Genomic DNA, 15,647 nt, shown 5'->3' with positions numbered 1-15,647 from the left:
CCCGGATCATAGCGATGAAGCGCTCAGGCCTCGATCACCAGCGGGACGATCATGGGGCGTCGACGCAGACGCTGGTTGACCCAGCGACCGATCGTGCGGCGGACGACCTGCGACAGCGCATGCGTGTCCCGCACGCCCGATCCCGCCGCCTCCGCGAGCGCCGCGGCGATCTTCGGCTTGACGTCCTCGAACACCGAGTCGTCCTCGGCGAAGCCGCGCGCGTGGATCTCCGGCCCGGTGATGATGCGGCCCGTCGAGGCGTCGACCACGACGATGACGGAGATGAAGCCCTCTTCGCCGAGGATGCGGCGATCCTTGAGGTCCGCATCCGTGATCTCGCCCACGGTCGAGCCGTCGACGTAGACGAAACCGATGTCGCGCTGCCCGACGACGCGGGCCTCGCCGTCCTTGAGGTCGATGACGGTGCCGTTCTCGGCCAGGATCGTGCGTTCGGCGAGGATGCCGGTGTCCTGTGCGAGCTTCGCGTTCGCCATCAGGTGGCGATACTCGCCATGCACGGGCAGCACGTTGCGCGGCTGAAGGATGTTGTAGCAGTACAGCAGCTCGCCCGCGGCGGCGTGGCCGGAGACGTGCACCTTCGCGTTGCCCTTGTGCACGACATTGGCGCCGAGCTTGGTCAATCCGTCGATCACACGGTAGATCGCGTTCTCGTTGCCGGGGATCTGGCTGGAGGCGAGGATCACGGTGTCGCCGGGGCCCGGCTCGATCTCGTGGTCGAGGTTGGCCATCCGCGAGAGCACAGCCATGGGCTCACCCTGCGAACCGGTCGACATGTAGACGATCCGATCGTCGGGCAGATCGCGCGCCTTCTTGTAGTCGATCAAGACGCCGTCGGGCACCTTGAGGTAACCGAGGTCCTGGGCGATCGTCATGTTGCGCACCATGCTGCGACCGAGGAAGGCGACCCGGCGTCCGTGGGCGGCCGCGGCATCGATGACCTGCTGCACGCGGTGCACGTGACTCGAGAAGCTCGCCACGATCACGCGGCGGGGGGCGCGGCCGATGACCTGGTCGAGCACGGGTCCGATGGAGCGCTCCAGCGGGGTGAACCCGGGAACGTCGGCGTTGGTGGAGTCGACGAGGAAGAGGTCGATCCCCTCCTCGCCCAGGCGAGCGAAGGCGCGGAGGTCGGTGAGGCGGCCGTCGAGCGGCAGCTGGTCCATCTTGAAGTCACCCGTGGCCAGCGCCATCCCGGCGGGCGTGCGGATGGCGACGGCCAGGGCGTCAGGGATGGAGTGGTTCACCGCGACGAATTCGAGGTCGAACGGACCGACCTGCTCGCGCTGACCCTCCGCGACCGTCAGCGTGTACGACTTGACCCGGTGTTCCTTGAGCTTCGCCTCCACGAGGGCGAGGGTCAGCCCCGATCCGATGAGGGGGATGTCGTTCTTGAGCTTCAGCAGGTACGGCACGGCGCCGATGTGGTCCTCGTGGCCGTGCGTGAGCACGATGCCGACGATGTCGTCGAGCCGGTCGCGCAGCGGCGCGAAGTCGGGGAGGATCAGGTCCACTCCCGGCTGGTGCTCCTCGGGGAAGAGCACGCCGCAGTCGACGACGAGGATCTTCCCGTCGTACTCGAAGATCGTCATGTTGCGACCGACCTCGCCGAGCCCGCCCAGGGGCGTGACGCGCAGCGTCCCCTGATCGAGTGCGGGCGGATCGTAGACAGTGTTGGCCATACGTACCTCTCCGGATGCGGCCTGCGCCGCATCCGTGTTTCTTGCCCGCAGATGTGAGGGAGCGGGCGATGGGGCTCGCCTCGTGGCGAGCGGTTGTCAGCGTGTGGTTCCGTGCACCTTGGGCAGGGCGCCGCCGGCGGCGGCGTTGCGGTCGGGACGGAAGTTGGAGAAATCGGCACCGGGGACGTCACGCACCAGGGCGAGCTCGTCCTCGATGATGGCGGCCTCCCACTCCTCCGGCCCGACGAGGGGCAGGCGGACGCGGGGGCTGGAGATGCGGCCGAGGCCGTGGAGGATGTACTTCGCGCTCACGGTGCCCGGCACGTGCGTCATGACGGCCCGAACGAGCGGCTCGAGACGCTTGTGCTCGGCGGTGGCTGTGGCGAGGTCGCCGCGGTTCACGGCGTCCACGATCGCGCGATATGGCGCGGCGGCGATGTTCGCCGTGACGCCGATGAGCCCAGACGCTCCGATCGCGAGGTGCGGCAGCACGTTCGCGTCGTCGCCCGAGAAGTACATCAGGTCGGTCTGGTTGAGCACCCGGCTCACCTCGCTGAAGTCGCCCTTCGCATCCTTGATCGCCAGGATGTTGGGGTGCTTCGCGAGACGCAGAATCGTCTCGTACTTGATCGGCACCCCGGTGCGGCCCGGGATGTCGTAGAGGATGACGGGCAGATCCGTCGCGTCTGCGACGAGACGGAAGTGCGTGAGGATGCCGGCCTGGGTGGGCTTGTTGTAGTACGGCGTGACGATCATGATGCCGTCGGCGCCGGCCTTCTCGCTCGCCCGGTACAGCTCGATCGCGTGAGCCGTCTCGTTCGAACCGCCGCCCGTGATGATCTTGGCCCGGCCCGACGCGACACTCTTTCCGACCTCGACGAGACGGAGCTTCTCCGGGTCGGTGAGCGTCGAGGTCTCCCCCGTCGTGCCGGTGACGACGATGCCGTCGGCACCGGCGGTGATGACGTCGTCGATGTGCTTCTCGACAGCGGGCCAATCGACCTCGCCGTCGGCGGTCATGGGGGTGACCAGCGCGACGAGCACCTGTCCGAAGGGGTTGCCCGTGTGCGTCATGTTCCCAGGCTATCGGTTCCCGCCGCCGCGCCCCCACCGCGTTCGTCGCCGACCCGCTTTCCACGCGCGGCTCGCGGATGCTGCGACATCTGCACGACCGGTGGGGCTTGTGTGACCTGGCGGGGCATGTGGGGCACCGGAAACGTCACCCGTCGTGCAGATGTCACGTCATTGAAGGCGAGGCGACCCGGATCCGGGACAAGGTGGCCGTGATCGCGCGCTGCACGCGCGGCCAGTCGTGCACGATGAGCGCGTAGTCGAAGCGCAGGGTCTCGTACCCCTGTGCCGCGGCCTCCGCATCGCGCACCAAGTCCTTGTGACGCAGGCTGGCCCCATCGTGACTGAGCCGGCCGTCGACTTCGATGATGAGTCGCCCGTCGACCACGAAATCCACCACGCCGATGCCGCGGATGAGAACCTGGCAGTCCAACTCGATGCCGAGCAGCCGCAGACGCAACCTGAGCAGGGACTCGAGACCGCTGTCGGCGTCGGACCGCGCGAGGTCGACGAGCCAGCGGAATCTTGCCGGCAGACTCCTTCTCACCTGTGCCCGGTCGGCCCGATCGATCAGCCCCAGGCGCCAGGCCGATTCGAATGCCGCGAAGAAACTCTCCGCACCGAGACAGGCTGCCGACTGGACGAGCGCCTGCACGATCGAGACGACGCCGAACGCGGCGGCACCCGCATCCCGATGCACGATGCACGCGCACGAGGGGTGGGGATGCGATCGAGCGTCGGGTCCGAGCCAGACGTGCAGAGTCGGGATCTCCTCCAGCACCCACACGCCATGGACGCGAAGCGCCGCGGCACACGCGAGTTCCCCGCCGTGGGCCGCAGCCTCGCGGACATCGGGATGCGCGCCCAGCGCGTACACGCCCTTGCGCACGCGTTCGATGGCTCCGCGATCGGCGGCGCGGGCGAGGGCGCTGCGTGAGGCGCCGAGCTGTGCGGCCCGCGCGATTCCCCCGAGAGTGCGCAGTCTGTCGGCGATCGTCGCGGCGTCCATCCGCCCAGCCTCACCGCGGTGCGCGGCGCGGGCCGAGTGCATTCCCCCGACGCGGGATGACTCGCGGGCCCCGCGCACGTGGGGAGATACGGTCGCGCCCCCCCACTCGCTCCGTGGGGGCCTGCGACATCTGCACGATCCGTGGTGCTGGCGTCTACCCCTGGGGCCTCTGGGGCGGCCGCCTGCCGGTCCGCCGTGCGGACGTCGCGTCAACGATGTCGCGACCCTCGCGGCGACGGGTGCAGGGCGGATGCGGCCGTAAGGTGGCGGCATGGTCTGGCACACGTCCGCGAGCCGCGTCGTCTACGAGAACCGCTGGATCCGGGTGAGGGAGGACGATGTCACCGGCCCCGACGGCGAGGGGATCTACGGCGTCGTCGAGATGCAGCATCCTTCGGTGTTCGTCGTGGCGCTCGACGAGAAGGACGCCATCTGTCTCGTGTCCATCCAGCGCTACACCACCGGCCGCTCGTGGGAGCTGCCCTCGGGCGGCAGCGACGGCGAGGATCCGCTCCTGGCCGCCCAGCGCGAACTCGCCGAGGAGACGGGCCTGGTCGCGGCGGAGTGGGAGCACCTCGGCATGATGAACGCGCTCAACGGCATCGCGGTGGCGCCCGAGCATGTGTTTCTCGCCCGCGGCCTCTCCCCCGCCCCCGCCCCCGACGATGCCCTCGCGCAGGCCGAGGAGGGCATCGACGATGTCGTGCGCGTTCCGTTCGCCGAGGCCCTCGCGATGGTGTTGGACGGCCGCATCAGCGATGGCGAGACCATCGCTGCACTCGCGTACGCCGGTATCCGCCTCGGCCGCTTCGCCTGACTCAGCGGCCGCGACGACCGAGCTTCGATGCGAGCCGGTCGGGGGCGATGCTCGCCAGTGCGGCGAGCATCCGGTAGCGCAGAGTCGGCACCGACACCGCCTTGCCTCGTGCCGCATCACGCAGCGACGGCGTGACCACGTCCGCGGGGTTCAGCCACATCCAGCCGGCGATTCCCTCCTCACCGCGGGCGAGACCGAGCCGCTCGTGGAAGTTCGTGTGCGTGTACCCCGGGCACACCGCCGTCACCGTCACACCGCGCGGCGCGTAGGTCGCGTCGGCCCAGCGGCTGAACGACACGAGCCACAGCTTCGAGGCGCCGTACGTGGAGCGCGGGATGAACGCGGCGATCGAGGCGACGTTCAGGATGCGGCCGCTGCCGCGCGCGAGCATCGGACCGAGAGCGGCGTGCATGAGCCGCATCGGCACCTCCACATGCACGGCGAGATGACGCACCTCGTCCTCGATGTCGTTGCGCTCGAAGTCCAGCGGGAGGCCGAACCCGGCGTTGTTGACGAGGATCTCGATCGGCCGCCCGGCATCCGCCAGTCGATCGACGACCGACTGGCGCGCCCCCGCATCCAGCAGGTCCGCGACGAGAACCTCGGCCCCGACACCGGATGCGGCACGCACCTCGCGGGCGACTGACTCCAGCGCCCGGGCGTCGCGCCCCACCAGCACGAGGTCGGCGCCACGCGCGGCGAGCTGACGCGCGTATTCGGCGCCGAGTCCGGAGCTGGCACCGGTGATGAGAGCCGTCTTCGCCATGCGCCGAGCCTACGCGTCGGTGTCTATCGTGAGGTCATGGTGGACGTGCTGCTCTGGGAATGGGAATGGGAGTGCTGCGGCGAGCCGTTCGCGGTGGGCGACCGCGTCGAGTTCGGTGTGGTCGTGGCCGACGACGCTGTGCGCGAGCTGTGCGCGCCCGCGGCGGAGCCCGAGTTCGTCGAGACCCACCACGAGCGGGAGCCCGAGCTCGGCATCTCGGGCGTCGTGCGCTCCGTGTCGGCACTCACCGTCGCTCATCGGATGCTGCGCGTTCCGCGGCAGCCAGCGGCGCCGGAGATCACGCGCTTCTCGTCGCCGGGCGCGGAATGTGCGATCGAGGTGCGACCGGCGCCGTACGTGCTGACCTCGCAGCAGCTCACCGGAACCGCACGCTCGGAGCCGCTCGACGGTGTCAGCCGCCCTGTCGAAGATGACGCCGTCGGGGACGACGACGCCGAACCGGCGGCTCGCGAGCCGGATCCGGTCGACGGCGAGATCCGCCGCCATCGGATCGGCTACCTCGTCAGGATCGACGAGGAGTGATCAGGGGGCAACGCGCCCGTTCGCGTTGAAGGCGGCGTGCGTGAGCGGCATGAGCTCGGTCCAGAACGCCTCCATCTTCTCCGCGCACATCTCGATCTCGCGTTGCGGGAACGACGGGAAGTGGGTGCCTTCCACTTTCGTGCGCAGCGAAAGGAAGTTCATGAGCGCGCGGGCGTTCATGGTGACGTACATCGACGAGTAGATGTTCAGCGGCAGCACGATGCGCGCCACCTCACGGGCGACACCCGCTTCCAGCATCCGCTGGTACGCCTCGAACGCCTGGATGCTGGCCGCGCGAGTGGCCTCGTCGACCAGCTCGAACTGCTCCTCGGTGCCGGCGAGAAACTCGTACGCCCCGGGCTTGCCCACCTGGATGAGGTTGCGCTCGCGCGCGGGCACGTAGAACACAGGACGCAGCTCGCGGTATCGGCCCGACTCCTCGTTGTAGGAGGCCATCCGGTGACGCATGAACTCGCGGAAGACGAAGATGGGCGCCTGCACGTAGAACGTCATGGAGTTGTGCTCGAACGGCGAGCCGTGACGGTCGCGCATGAGGTAGTTGATGAGTCCGCGATCGCGCGCGGTCGCCTGGTCGCCGGATGCGGCGGATTCGAGCGTCTGCTCCCCCTGCGTCGACACGCGCGCGGCGAAGAGCACGTCGGAGTCGGAGGCACTGGAACGGACGAGCTCGACCGTCACGTCGCTGCGGAACTGGATCTCGGCACTGGACGCGTCACTCACCCCCTCAGCGTATCCCGGCGCTGTGTTACGTACGTGCGTCATCTTCGGCGGATTCGATGCCCTCGCATGCACGCAGGTCTAGCCTGGGATGTCGTGGACCCCCTCATCGCCGTCGCCGTGCTGGCCGCGCTCCTCGCAGCGACTGTCGGCCTCGGTCTCGCCCTGCGCTGGCGTCAGAACCGGCCGCGACGGGTGGATCCCGACGAGGTGGTGGATCCTGCGCGTCTCGGTGCTCCCGCCCTCGGCGAGGTGGCGACCCTGCTGCAGTTCAGCACCGAGTTCTGCGCGCGCTGCCCCGGCGTGCACCGCACACTCTCCGACATCGCCGCCGATCGCGAGGGCGTCGTGCACCTCGACGTCGATCTGACCAACCGCACCGACATCGCCCAGCACTTCCGCGTCCTGCAGACGCCCACGACGCTGATCCTCGACCACCGGGGCACCGTGCGCACCCGGTTCGGCGGGACACCCCGCCGGGACGTGGTGGAGCTGGAACTGGCCCGCGTGACCGAGGAGTCGACCCGTGTCTGATCGCTCACCCGCCCGCATCGATGTGCGAGGGCCCCGCTTCGCCGCCTCCATCAACGCCGTGCTCCTTCTGATCGCGGTGCTCCTGGGCCTCACCGGGCGTGGAGTCGATCCGTCCGCTCCGGCGATCGGATGGTTCGCCTACCAGCCGCTGGCCGCCCAGGAGGCTTTCGCGCCCGGGCCGTGGGCGCTCCTTGCATATCGGGCGGCCGACCCGGGCTTCATCCTGCTGGCCGTGATCGCGGCGCTCTTCCTGTGGGGCGTGCTGTCGCCGCGTACCGCACCGTGGGGCGTGCTGTACCGCAGACTCGTGCAGCCGCGTCTGCAGCCGGCGACAGAGTTCGAAGATCCGCGGCCGCCGCGCTTCGCTCAGGGCGTGGGCCTGTTCGTCACCGTCGTCGGTCTGGTGCTGTACCTCGCCGGCGTGCCGTGGGCGCTGCCGATCGCTGCGGCGGCCGCGTTCGTCGCCGCCTTCTTGAACGCCGTGTTCGGCCTGTGCCTCGGATGCCAGCTGTACCTGCTCCTCGCCCGCGCGGGCATCATCCGCACCGCTCGTCCGGCCTGAGCCCGCACGACTGTCAAGGCCAAAGCCCACACAAAGATCCGGTCGATACGCTGAGACCCGAGGGCCGAGACGCGGCCGGAGGGAGACGACGATGAGTGTCACCAGCGAAGCCAGCACCAGCTGGAAGGGAAGCCTCGCAGAGGGGTCGGGCGAGGTCGCCCTCGAGTCCTCCAACCAGGGACCTCTGGCCGTCAACTGGAAGGCGCGCAGCGAGGGCTCGACCTCGGTGACGACGCCGGAGGAACTGCTGGCCGCGGCGCACTCGTCGTGCTTCAGCATGGCGCTCTCCCACGCGCTGACCGAGAACGGCACACCTCCCGAGAGCATCGAGACGACTGCATCCGTCACGTTCGTCCCGGGCACCGGGATCAGCGGCAGCCACCTCAACGTCAACGCAACCGTACCGGGCCTGTCGGCCGAGGATTTCGCACGTATCGCCGGCGAGGCGAAGACGGGCTGCCCGGTCTCGCAGGCCCTCTCGGGCATCGAGATCACGCTCGAGGCAACGCTTGCCTGAGCCTCGCCACGTCGTCGTCGGCGGCGCATCCGGGCTCATCGGCAGGGCTCTGGTGGCGTCGCTGCGCGCCGACGGCGTGCGGGTGACGACACTCGTACGCCGCCCGGCGCAGAGCCCGGACGAGGTTTCCTGGCTGCAGGATTCCGAGCCCCTGGATCCGGCCGTACTCGAGGGCGCGGATGCGGTGGTGTCGCTCAGCGGCGCGAGCGTGGGCCGGTTCCCGTGGACCTGTTCCTACAAGAGCACGTTGCTGTGGTCGCGCCTCACGCCGACCCGCACGCTTGCTCGGGCGCTGCGGGCGCTGGACTCTGACGCACCCGCCTTCGTCTCGGCCTCCGCGGTCGGCTTCTACGGGTCGGCGCCCGGGGTGGAGCAGGATGAGAGTTCAGGTCCCGGTGACGGCTTCCTCTCGCGGCTCACGGTCGAATGGGAGCAGGCGGCGCGCGAGGCGGGTGAGAACGCCAGGGTCGCACTGCTGCGCACGGCACCCGTCGTGCACCAGCAGGGTGTGCTCAAGCCGCTGTTGCTGCTCACCAAGTTCGGTCTCGCAGGCCCGATCGGGCGCGGCACGCAGTTCTGGCCGTGGATCTCTCTGGACGATGAGGTGGGAGCGATCCGCCACATCCTGGCCGAGCAGATCACGGGTCCGGTGAACCTGACGGGACCGGCCCACGCCACCGCGAACGACCTCGGCTTCGCCCTGGCCCGCCGCATGAACCGTCCCTACGCCCTCCGTGCGCCCGTCTGGGCCGTGCGTGCGGCGCTCGGACCCGACGCCACCGAGGCGCTGCTCACCAACGACGTGCTTCTCTCGCCGACGGTGCTCACCTCGACCGGCTACCGCTTCGCGCATCCCACGGTGGAGGATGCGGTCGCGGCGGCGGTTCCCGCCGGCTGACGCTCAGCCGCGGTCGCCCCGCTCCAGACGGATGGCGGTGCGCACCGCGGCGCGAGCGCGCCGCCGGTCGCCCGACCCGTCGTAGGCGAGACCGAGCCGGTACCAGGCGCGCCAGTCATCCGGCGCCTCCTCGACCTGCTGACGGTAGGCGGGGAACACCGCATCCGCTTCGTCTCGCAGCACGCGCCCGCTCGGCCGGGTCTCCAACGCCTCCGTGGGCAGTGCGTCTTCGGTCTCCAGTCGGCGGCCGAGCGCCTGCGCGCGCACGCCGAACCACAGTTCTCGTCCGACGGCCCACACGGCGATGACCGGGAGTACGAGCAGGGCGATGCCTGCCGCGACACCCAACGGCATCCCGCTGGTCAGGAGCAGCCAGGCGCGCTGGCCCACGAACACGGCGTACAGCGCGAACGCCGCCACCATGACGGCGACGCCGATGCGAGCGCTCACGGGGTCGTCGCAGCGATCTGGCCGGAGGCGGCGCCGTCGGTCACCCCGGCGCCGGTCTTCGGCGCACCCGGCAACCGGATGCCGATGTCGAGGAAGCTATCGAGCCCCACGTGCACACCACGCGCGTCGCGGGCTGCGGCGAGGGCGATGCGGATGCCGGGAGCGTATGCCAGCGCCGGTTCCACCGTGTCGTGGACGATCGAGAGCGACTCCCCCGCTCCCGAGAGGATGACCTCCTGACGCGCGACGACGCCGGGCCGACGCAGCGAGTGGATCGGGACGCTGGCGACCTGCTGTCCACGCGCCCGCTGGTCGACGTGCGGCGCCTGCACCGGTCCGGTGCCCTGGCGGGCGGCGGCGATCATCTCGGCCGTGCGCACCGCGGTGCCGCTGGGTGAGTCGATCTTCGTCTCGCGGTGGGCTTCGACGATCTCGATGGAGTCGAAGAAGCCTGCCGCGGCGGCGGAGAGGGCCGAGCCCATGACGGAACCGAGCGAGAAGTTGGGGATGAACACGACGCCGACGTCGGCCGCATCCGCGAGAGGCCGTACGAGAGCGATGCGCTCGGCCGACCAGCCGCTCGTGCCCACCAGCACGTTCTTGCCGCGTTCGACGGCCGCGCGCACGACGTCGATGGAGACGGCGGGGATCGACGCGTCGATCACGAGGTCCGCATCGTCGATGGCCTGGATGTCGTCGCGCGACGAGAGGGCGGCGACGAGCTCGAAGCCCTCTTCGCCCTCGACCACGCCGCGGATGATGCTTCCCAGCTTGCCGGTTGCTCCCACGATGGCCACACGCGTCGTCATGTCTCCACCCTAGGCGCACCCCGGCTACGCTCGCCGTATGCCCACCCTGCGTGCCCTTCCCGCAGACGACCCCGTCAGTCACGAGCTGCTCACCCTGTACTTCGCCCGTCGCGCCGAGGGGTTCCCCGGCGGCGGATATCGCACGGTCTTCCCGGACCCCGCGGCCTTCGAGGAGCCGAACGGCGTGTTCCTGGTCCTCTTCGACGACGACGGCGCGGCGATCGGATGCGGCGGCATCCGTCGCATCGCGGACGGGCCCGCGGGCGTGCGCTACGAGCTCAAGCATCTCTTCGTCCGACCCGAGGCGCGCGGCAGCGGCGGCGGCCGGCTGCTCGTGACCGAGCTCGAGGAGCGGGCACGGGCCTTCGGAGCCGTGGAGCTCGTGCTGGACACGCACCACTCCCTGGAGGCCGCGGGCTCGCTCTATGCCCGCAGCGGCTTCACCGCGATCGAGCCGTACAACGACAATACGAACGCCACGCGCTGGTACGGCAAGGCGCTCAAGTAGCGCTTACCGGCGAGCTCGTCTCACGCGTGATTTCCAGAACCCCATCGACCAACCACTCCCACAGCGGCTCAGATGACATTTGAATCGTCTCAGGTGGACCTGTTGGATCGAGCAGATCTTGACGCTCCAGCGATATAGGTTCACCCGAGCCGCTCCAATACCGTGACCAAGTCTCTTCCATCAACGCTTGATCGGTGAAGAAGCCACGACGCTCCGCTCGCTGCGCAAAGTTGAAGAGTGCGCTGTTACACCTGGCCGCCCTCAATACCTGTGCCGGCTGGCATCGAATGATCTCGCCTTTGAATCGCCCGTTCATTCTGGTCTGCGCCGCGATCGCATCGTCACGGGTACCCCACGCGAATAGGCAAGCAAGCCGTGATGGGAGGTTTCGGTAGTGACGGATGCGGGACAGCTCTGCGTTGTACTCGGCACGCATCTCGTTTGTGAATCGCGGCGATAGATGTCGCATTTGTCGCGTCGTTCAGCGTCCGATGAGGAGAGCTTCTTGGGCGGCATCGACGGCTTCGGGCGTGAGATGGGTGTGGCCGTTGATCTCCAGAACCCGTCTGATCTGAGTGACGAGGCGATCGGCGAGACGGAAGTTCCCGCTCGTGGCGCGCACGATTGCGGCGAGGGCGGCGGTGTGTGCGAGTCCGGCGTCGGCTGGGTCTGGTGCGGGGAGGCGTTGCGTGACAACGGCGGTGAGTTCGTCGCTGCGGAGGGGGCGGTACTCGTGGGCGAAGCCGATGCGGCTGTAGAGCTGGGGGTAGCGGGCGAGGCGCTTTTCGATGCCGGGCATGCCGATGAGGATGACACCGATGTGGTGGCGGTCGTAGAAGTCTCGGACCTGTTCGAGGCCGGCGGTTTTGAGGCGATCGGCTTCGTCGATGATGAGCAGTTTTGTGTTCCCGCTGTGTTGGGATTCGGGGTGGACGTATGGGTCGACGTGGCCGTGTTGGGCGTAGTCGATGGCCCAGGAGATCTGCTGGCACGCACGGGGTAGGCCCTGATCGATCTGCTTGATGGTCGCGGCGACGGTGGGGGTGAAGAACGCCGTTCGACTTTGCTGGACGCCCTCGGGAACGGGAGGGAGCGGACCACTGTTCCGGGCGAGGGGGTACCACTGTTCCCATTCGTCGGTGCCGGCGTAGTGGCGGGCGGAGAGAGTCTTGCCGATGCCTGGTGGGCCGTAGCAGAGGCCGATGTAGCGGTGTGAGCGTACGGTGTCGGCGAACTCCACGAACCGGCGGTGCTCTCTGGTGCTCACGAATGCGGGGCGGGTGTCGGCGTGTGGTGGGGGCGCCTGGGTGAATTCGTCGAAGGTGCCGCTGAGGAACCGTCGCCCGTCGTCGTCCGCGCCGACGAGGACGGATACCGGCTTTCCGGCGGTCTGTTCAGTCGCTGGCATAGGTCCTCAGTCCGTGTCGCTTCGATTGCGGGTTTGTCGCGGTGGGCTTGGGCGAAGGGAGAGGCGCGGCAGCAGGTCGGTGTCGAGTGTCTTCCGGCAGAGAGCCAGCAATGTTGGTGAGGGATCGGAATTGCTGTTTCAGCGCCCGGCGCCGGCTGTTCCTTGCGCTCTGCAGGTCGGCGAACGTGATCGTTTCGGAGGAGCGTTCGGGGGCGATCGCGCGGCACAGAAATGCGTTGTCGTGGAACAAGCGGACCTCGCCGAGGTCACGGGGGTCGTAGCGGACGGTGACGTCTTCACCGACGTAGGCGGCGAGGACCGGCGAGACGTATCGAGTCGACGCAAATCGGATGCCGTCGCGCTGCACGCGTCTGGTGGCGGTGGCGGTCAGCAGCAGCGCGTCGAGGTCTTCCACGTGGGCGGGCATCCGCGGGATGAAGCTCCCGCTACGCCAGCGCGCGTGCGGCGCCGCCCCAGTCGCGGAGTGCGATCGCTCGTTGTACACGTCGACGATGAACCGCTCGAGGATCTCGTCAAACTGATGCAGGGTCAACGTGGGGCCGCTGGTGGGTGTGCCACCGGTGCCGTGCGGGATAAAGCCAGGTAGGTGAGGGAGCAATTCGGTCGTAATGGTGCGGTAGAACCGCTCGATTTTCCCGCGGCCCTGCGGAACGCCAACCCGGGAGTGGATGAGGCGCACGTGCAGGTCGAGGCACACCTGTTCGATTCTGGCTGAGGTGAAGTCCGACCCGTGGTCGCTGTAGAGAACGTCGGGGAGCCCCGACACCACCCACGGGGCACGTCGCTTCCGGCCCGCGGCTTGGTGAAACGCGAGTGCGGAGCGCTCGGCCGTGGGCGCCGAAACCCCGAGCGCGTATCCGGCGACGGCACGGGAGTAGTCGTCGAGCACGATCGTCAGCCAGGGGCGCACGGGCATCTGCTTGTCGTCGAGGATCGTGATGTCCAGCAGCGTGTGGTCCATCTGCCACTGCTCATTCGGGGCGGATGTCGTGCGCCGGTAGACGAGCTCGAACTTGTCGCGGTAAGCGGCGTCACCGCCTTCGGCGAGGGCCGTCAGGCCGGGGTCGAGAGCGTGCACGATTTGGCGAACGGTCGTGTACCCGGGCGCTGGCAAACCTCGATCACGTGCGATATCACCGACGCGCCGATGAACGTACGCGATGGTGGGAGCCGGCCGGCGAACGGCCAGCGCTTCGATCGCTGTGACCAGTTCCGCGGGGGGGGGTACGCGAGGCGCCTCTATCTCGGCGAGGCGGTCGCGCAAGCTGCCCCGCCTCGATGCGAGCGGCCCATCGCTGCAAGGTTCGCACCGTAACGCCGGAGTGCTCCGCAATCCGTGTCCAGGGCACACCGTCGAGGTGTTGACGCGCAAGCTCGGCTTTCTGCCGGTCGCTGAGGTGCGCCATGATTCCTCGTCAGGCTCGCTCGACGTGCTCGGCCAGGTGCCGGTAGATCGTGGGCCGGGATACCCCGAAAGTGTCGGCGATCTCCTGCACGGTGTGCGCGCCCTCGTCATACATCGCGCGGGCCTGCCGGATTTTCGTCGGCGTCATCTTGAACTTCGGGCCGCCCTTGCGCCCCCGAGCTCGCGCCGCCGCGAGGCCATCGTGCGTGCGCTCCACGATGAGGTCGTGCTCGAACTCGGCGATGGCGGCGAGCATATGGAAGAACAACCTCCCGCCCGGTGTGGTCGTATCGATGCCCTGGGACAGCGCCCGAAGGCCCACTCCACGGTGTTGTAGCTCGTCGGCGATCTGCTTGAGGTTACGGACGGATCGGCCAAGCCGGTCGAGCTTCGTCACGACGAGGGAGTCCCCCTCCCGCAGGTAGCCGAGAGCATCGGTCAGCGCGGGTCGCTTCGCCAGGGCGCCGGAGGCATGCTCGACGAAGATCTTGTCGCAGCCGGCCGCTTCGAGCGCGTCGGTCTGACCGTCGGGGTTCTGCTCGCGCGTCGAGACGCGGGCGTATCCGATCGTGGCCATGTCCTCAGCGTAACGTGAACGCCGCGTTCGTTACATAGTTCGCGGACACGGGTTGTGATACACGACTCGCGGAAGTAGCTCCACCGTTGGAGGACCGTCTCATGAACGGTCGTCTGTAAGACTGCGCCGTTACGATGTCCACATGGGTATTCGAGCTCGATCCACCCTGTCGCGGAACTGGCGGGGCCGCCTTGGCCACCGCAGCGCCAGGTTGTTGAGTTACCGGAGTCCGTTCATGGTGCTACTCGTGAGCTGTGCATTGTTCTGTGGGTTGTGGCTGACCGTAGTGCCGGCAGATGCGGCGGCGCGATGGGTGCAGGCCGGCCTCGGCGTTGTCGTGATCTCCGGAGCGGTCCTCAGCCTCCGTTTCCCATTGGCCGCGGTCGTGACGACAGTCGTCGGTACGGGAACGGGCTGGGCGCTCGGGCTCACGGCTGATCCATTCGTACTCGCGGGCTTCACGGTGGCCGCTCTCGCGGAGCGGCGCGGTGCGCGGCGGGTCCCGTGGTGGATTCCAGTGGGCACTCTCGTGGCGCTGTCAGTGTCGCTCGGGCTCAGCGCTGAGGGTGTCGAAGACCGATTTCGCGGGCTGCTGCTATGTGGGGTGGTTCTGAGTGCCTCCTGGTTTCTTGGGGTGAGGACTCGTCAATTGTCCGAGGCCTCGGCGGAGCGATCGCGCACGGAGGAACGACTGCGGCTCGCCCGTGATGTGCACGACGTGCTCTCACATTCACTCGGAACGATCGGCGTCCGCGCGGGCGTGGCCGCTCATGTGGGCGCGCTGGGCGAGGACGAGCTCCGCGGCGTGCTCCGTGAGATCGAACAGGATGCGCGCAGCTCGCTCGCTGAACTGAAGGGACTCTTGCAGCGTGAGCGGACCGCTCTTGGCGAGGGCGACGCCTTGCCGTCTCTGGCGGAAGATCTGGCTGATCTTGCCAGTTCCGCGGAGCGTGCCGGGTTGCGGGTCCGCGTGGAGACTCCCGACGTTCTCGATGATTTTCCCGTTGCCGTCCGTACGACGCTGTACCGAGTCACGCAGGAGGCGGTGACGAACACAATCCGGCACGCCAACGCCTCCTCAGTGACGATCGCGGTGAGCGTGTCGGACGGCTGCTGCCAGATCGAGGTGCGTGACGACGGCGAAAGCTCTGCACGGGGATTCCGCGAAGGCCATGGTCTGATGGGGATGCGGGAACGAGTCGAGTCGCTGGGTGGAACCCTGACGTTGGATGCTGCATCCCTCGGCTTTGCCGTTACTGCCTCCCTCCCGCTTCCGGTTCCCACATTTGGGAGCACCTCGTGAGCGCGATTCGG

19 protein-coding genes are annotated in these 15,647 nt (G+C 68.5%); 8 read left to right on the top strand and 11 right to left on the bottom strand.

All coding sequences use genetic code 11. The features are described from left to right. Positions 1–23: 23 nt before the first annotated feature. From AC1VNH_RS16505 to AC1VNH_RS16495, 3 genes are all read right to left on the bottom strand, one after another. Positions 24–1,700 carry a ribonuclease J gene (locus AC1VNH_RS16505; RefSeq protein WP_483112651.1) on the bottom strand — a complete coding sequence of 559 codons (1,677 nt, stop codon included), beginning with the start codon at positions 1,698–1,700 and terminating at the stop codon, positions 24–26. Positions 1,701–1,796: 96 nt separating this feature from the next. After that, the gene (gene dapA, locus AC1VNH_RS16500; RefSeq protein WP_243227200.1) at positions 1,797–2,774 is read right to left on the bottom strand and encodes a 4-hydroxy-tetrahydrodipicolinate synthase; all 978 of its coding nucleotides are present in this window, start codon (positions 2,772–2,774) and stop codon (positions 1,797–1,799) included. 163 nt (positions 2,775–2,937) lie between these two features. After that, positions 2,938–3,780, bottom strand: coding sequence for an endonuclease domain-containing protein (locus AC1VNH_RS16495; protein WP_483112650.1), 843 nt, complete (start codon positions 3,778–3,780; stop codon positions 2,938–2,940). Between the two features lie 271 nt (positions 3,781–4,051). On the opposite strand from AC1VNH_RS16495, the gene AC1VNH_RS16490 reads away from it, so the two are divergent. Beyond that, positions 4,052–4,597, top strand: a complete 546-nt coding sequence (locus tag AC1VNH_RS16490; protein ID WP_483112649.1) for an NUDIX domain-containing protein — start codon at positions 4,052–4,054, stop codon at positions 4,595–4,597. Position 4,598: 1 nt separating this feature from the next. Here the strand turns inward: AC1VNH_RS16490 and AC1VNH_RS16485 are convergent, their stop codons facing one another. Further along, positions 4,599–5,363, bottom strand: a complete 765-nt coding sequence (locus AC1VNH_RS16485) for an SDR family NAD(P)-dependent oxidoreductase (protein ID WP_483112648.1) — start codon at positions 5,361–5,363, stop codon at positions 4,599–4,601. 36 nt (positions 5,364–5,399) lie between these two features. Here AC1VNH_RS16485 and AC1VNH_RS16480 point away from each other — a divergent pair, with 36 nt between their 5' ends. Continuing rightward, the gene (locus AC1VNH_RS16480; protein ID WP_483112647.1) at positions 5,400–5,906 is read left to right on the top strand and encodes a DUF6578 domain-containing protein; all 507 of its coding nucleotides are present in this window, start codon (positions 5,400–5,402) and stop codon (positions 5,904–5,906) included. On the opposite strand, the gene thyX is transcribed toward AC1VNH_RS16480, so the two are convergent. Next, entirely contained in the window at positions 5,907–6,647 is a 741-nt protein-coding gene (gene thyX / locus AC1VNH_RS16475) for an FAD-dependent thymidylate synthase (RefSeq protein ID WP_344225789.1), read from the bottom strand. A gap of 93 nt (positions 6,648–6,740) precedes the next feature. Between thyX and AC1VNH_RS16470 the strand changes: the two genes are divergently transcribed. From AC1VNH_RS16470 to AC1VNH_RS16455, 4 genes are all read left to right on the top strand, one after another. Continuing rightward, on the top strand, positions 6,741–7,178 hold the full coding sequence (locus AC1VNH_RS16470; RefSeq protein ID WP_243227194.1) for a TlpA family protein disulfide reductase: 438 nt from the start codon (positions 6,741–6,743) through the stop codon (positions 7,176–7,178). Then, a complete protein-coding gene (locus AC1VNH_RS16465) occupies positions 7,171–7,740 on the top strand; it encodes a DUF4395 domain-containing protein (RefSeq protein WP_483112646.1) in 570 nt (189 codons plus the stop codon). Before AC1VNH_RS16470 ends, AC1VNH_RS16465 begins: the two co-directional genes overlap by 8 nt. A gap of 91 nt (positions 7,741–7,831) precedes the next feature. After that, positions 7,832–8,257, top strand: a complete 426-nt coding sequence (locus AC1VNH_RS16460; protein WP_243227192.1) for an OsmC family peroxiredoxin — start codon at positions 7,832–7,834, stop codon at positions 8,255–8,257. After that, on the top strand, positions 8,250–9,155 hold the full coding sequence (locus tag AC1VNH_RS16455) for a TIGR01777 family oxidoreductase (protein WP_483112645.1): 906 nt from the start codon (positions 8,250–8,252) through the stop codon (positions 9,153–9,155). Before AC1VNH_RS16460 ends, AC1VNH_RS16455 begins: the two co-directional genes overlap by 8 nt. A gap of 3 nt (positions 9,156–9,158) precedes the next feature. Here AC1VNH_RS16455 and AC1VNH_RS16450 read toward each other — a convergent pair whose 3' ends face one another. Beyond that, positions 9,159–9,605, bottom strand: coding sequence for a hypothetical protein (locus AC1VNH_RS16450; RefSeq protein WP_483112644.1), 447 nt, complete (start codon positions 9,603–9,605; stop codon positions 9,159–9,161). Further along, a complete protein-coding gene (dapB, locus tag AC1VNH_RS16445) occupies positions 9,602–10,414 on the bottom strand; it encodes a 4-hydroxy-tetrahydrodipicolinate reductase (RefSeq protein WP_483112643.1) in 813 nt (270 codons plus the stop codon). Before dapB ends, AC1VNH_RS16450 begins: the two co-directional genes overlap by 4 nt. Before the next feature lie 37 nt (positions 10,415–10,451). Here dapB and AC1VNH_RS16440 point away from each other — a divergent pair, with 37 nt between their 5' ends. Beyond that, positions 10,452–10,922, top strand: a complete 471-nt coding sequence (locus AC1VNH_RS16440; protein WP_483112642.1) for a GNAT family N-acetyltransferase — start codon at positions 10,452–10,454, stop codon at positions 10,920–10,922. 481 nt (positions 10,923–11,403) lie between these two features. Here the strand turns inward: AC1VNH_RS16440 and AC1VNH_RS16435 are convergent, their stop codons facing one another. The 4 genes from AC1VNH_RS16435 to AC1VNH_RS16420 all read right to left on the bottom strand — a co-directional run bounded on the left by AC1VNH_RS16435 (position 11,404) and on the right by AC1VNH_RS16420 (position 14,333). Further along, entirely contained in the window at positions 11,404–12,162 is a 759-nt protein-coding gene (locus AC1VNH_RS16435; protein WP_483112641.1) for an AAA family ATPase, read from the bottom strand. Between the two features lie 154 nt (positions 12,163–12,316). Further along, positions 12,317–13,429, bottom strand: coding sequence for a transposase (locus AC1VNH_RS16430; protein WP_483112640.1), 1,113 nt, complete (start codon positions 13,427–13,429; stop codon positions 12,317–12,319). A gap of 55 nt (positions 13,430–13,484) precedes the next feature. Then, a complete protein-coding gene (locus tag AC1VNH_RS16425) occupies positions 13,485–13,757 on the bottom strand; it encodes a helix-turn-helix domain-containing protein (protein ID WP_483112639.1) in 273 nt (90 codons plus the stop codon). Positions 13,758–13,766: 9 nt separating this feature from the next. After that, positions 13,767–14,333 (bottom strand): recombinase family protein, encoded by a 567-nt coding sequence (locus AC1VNH_RS16420; protein WP_483112637.1) that lies wholly within the window; start codon positions 14,331–14,333, stop codon positions 13,767–13,769. 235 nt (positions 14,334–14,568) lie between these two features. On the opposite strand from AC1VNH_RS16420, the gene AC1VNH_RS16415 reads away from it, so the two are divergent. Next, positions 14,569–15,636, top strand: a complete 1,068-nt coding sequence (locus tag AC1VNH_RS16415; RefSeq protein WP_483112635.1) for a sensor histidine kinase — start codon at positions 14,569–14,571, stop codon at positions 15,634–15,636. Positions 15,637–15,647 lie beyond the last annotated feature (11 nt).

Source organism: Microbacterium sp. KU4F, assembly GCF_056868075.1.
This window is presented reverse-complemented; position numbering and strand designations above follow the sequence as displayed.